The 2483-nt window shown below is 71.7% G+C and carries 4 protein-coding genes; all 4 read left to right on the top strand.

Translation table 11 applies throughout. The features are described 5' to 3' along the window. Positions 1 to 931, top strand: a 931-nt coding sequence (locus tag ACWGIU_RS35410; protein ID WP_453712197.1) for a DEDDh family exonuclease, incomplete at its 5' end; no start/stop codon positions are given. A gap of 92 nt (positions 932 to 1023) precedes the next feature. Beyond that, entirely contained in the window at positions 1024 to 1257 is a 234-nt protein-coding gene (locus tag ACWGIU_RS35405; RefSeq protein ID WP_453712196.1) for a hypothetical protein, read from the top strand. A gap of 174 nt (positions 1258 to 1431) precedes the next feature. Further along, a complete protein-coding gene (locus ACWGIU_RS35400) occupies positions 1432 to 2223 on the top strand; it encodes an SURF1 family cytochrome oxidase biogenesis protein (protein WP_453712195.1) in 792 nt (263 codons plus the stop codon). A gap of 9 nt (positions 2224 to 2232) precedes the next feature. Then, positions 2233 to 2483 (top strand): SDR family NAD(P)-dependent oxidoreductase (locus ACWGIU_RS35395; protein ID WP_453712194.1); only part of this gene is annotated, 251 nt, incomplete at its 3' end.

Raw genomic sequence — 2483 nt, 5'->3', positions numbered from 1 at the left:
CGCGTACCCAGAGGGGTACGCGGTCGTCGACGTGGAGACCACCGGGCTCGCTCGCGACGACCGGATAGTCTCCGCCGCCGTCTACCGGCTCGACGCCCAAGGCAATGTGGAGGACCACTGGTACACGCTGGTCAACCCGCGGCGGGACCCGGGACCGGTGTGGATCCACGGGCTGACGAGCGCGATGCTCGCCGACGCCCCGCTCTTCGAGGACATCGCCGAGGAGTTCGCCGGCCGGCTCGCGGACCGGGTACTGGTCGCGCACAACGCCATCTTCGACTGGCAGATGATCGCCCGGGAGTACGCGCGGGCCGCCGCGACCGCACCGGTCCGTCAGCGGCTGTGCACCATCGCCCTGTCGAAGGAACTGGACCTGCCGCTGCCCAACCACAAGCTGGAGTCGCTCGCCGCGCACTTCGGCGTGGTCCAGCAGCGCGCCCACCACGCGCTCGACGACGCCCGCGTGCTGGCGGAGGCGTTCCGGCCCTCGCTGCACGCGGCCGCGCAGGGCGGCGTACGGCTGCCCCTGCTGGAATGCCGGCCGCTGACGGAGTGGTCGGACTCCGCCGTCACCCCGCGGGTCGGGTACCAGGCCTCCTACCGGGCCAGCAGCTGGCGGCCCTCTCGCAAGCGGCCGCCGTGCCCGCACCCGAATCCGGGGCGCTTCGAAGACGGCAAGCCGCTGAAGCAGGGCATGCGGATCGCCTTCTCCGGTGACACCTCGGTGGAGCGCGAGCTGCTGGAGGACCGTGCGGTCGAGGCGGGCCTGCACATCGCGACGAGTGTGTCGCGGCTCACCAGTCTCCTGGTCACCAACGACCCCGATTCGGCGACCTCCAAGACGGTCAAGGCCAAGAGCTTCGGCACGCCGGTCGTCGACGAGGCGGCCTTCACACAACTGCTGCGGGACGTGGCCCCGGCCGAGTCCTGAACCGGGGGGCCGTTGCGCCGGCCGGGTGCAGGCGCCGCGACTCACCCCGCTGGATCTTGTTCCGCCCGTTCCCCGTGCGCAGCATTCGGCCCATGGCACGTTGTGAAGTCTGCGGAAACGATTACGGCATGTCCTTCGAAGTTCATGCACAAGGCGCGGTGCACGTCTTCGACTGCTTCTCCTGCGCCATCCACCGCATGGCGCCCGTCTGCGAGCACTGCCGGGTCTCGATCATCGGCCAGGGCGTCGAGGTCGGCGGGCAGTGGTTCTGCGGGGCGCACTGCGCCCGGGCGGAGGGGAAGGTGGGCATCGTCGACCGCGTCTGACTCCCCCACGTCGCGGCCCTGTCCCGACAGCTCGTCCCCACAGCTTGTCCAGACAGCTCGTCCCGACAGCTCGTCCCGACACGACAGCTCGTCCCGACAACCGATCCGTACGCCATGACCCCGGACGGCCACCCGGCCGCCGGGGTCCTTCGTGCTGCGGGTACCGTCGTGGGCGTGTACCGCTTTGTGCTGACCCGGCAGTGGGTGTTCCTCACCCTGATGGCCCTCGCCCTCATCCCCGCGATGATCAAGCTGGGGTTCTGGCAGTACCACCGCCATGAGCACCGGATCGCGCAGAACCAGCTGATCGAGGCCAACCTGCGGGCCGAGCCGGCCCCCGTGACCGAGGTCACCTCCCCCGGGCACCGGGTCCCCCGCGCGGATTTCTGGCGCGCCGTCACCGCGACCGGTACGTACGACACCGCGCACGAGGTCGTCGTACGGATGCGCACCGACAACGACGACAAGGTCGGCTTCCACGTCCTGACCCCGCTGGTCCTCTCCGACGGCCGGGTGGTCCTGGTCAACCGGGGCTGGGTGCCGGGCGGCGGCGACCCGCGCGCCTACCCGCCGGTGCCGGCCGCGCCCGCCGGCGAGGTCACGGTCACCGGCCGGCTCAAGGCCGACGAGACCAGCGGCGGCAGCGGCATCAAGGACCGCAAGGGCCTGCCGGACCGTCAGGTGATGCTGATCAACAGCGCGCAGCAGGCGGAGTACCTGGGCCGGACCGTCCTCGGCGGATATCTGGAGCTCACCGCTCCGGTCCCGGCGGACGGTTCCCCGGAGACCATCGCGGACCCCGACCACGACTCGATCGGCCCGCACATGGCGTACGCCGTCCAGTGGTGGCTGTTCACCGGCGCGGTTCCGGTGGGCTGGGTGATCCTCGTACGGCGGGAGAAGCGCGAGCGCGAGGAAGAGGCCGCCCGGGCCGAAGCCTCCCGGCAGGAGCCGGCGACGGCGTAGCGTGTCGGCATGGATCTTGGACTGAAGGACCGTGTCTACATCGTCACCGGGGCCACGCGCGGTCTCGGCCTCGCCTCTGCCCGGGAACTGACCGCCGACGGCGCGAAGGTCCTCCTGACCGGCCGGGACGAGAAGCGGGCGGCCGACGCCGCCGCCGGGCTCGGTCCGAACGCGGCCGGTGCGGCGGCCGACAACTCCGACCCGCATGCGCCCGCGCGGCTGGTCGCCACCGCGCGGGAGCGCTTCGGACGCCTCGACGG

The sequence above is a fragment of the Streptomyces sp. NPDC054840 genome, assembly GCF_053611065.1.
Note: the sequence above shows the minus strand (reverse complement) of the source record. Positions and strands in the feature narration are given on the sequence as shown.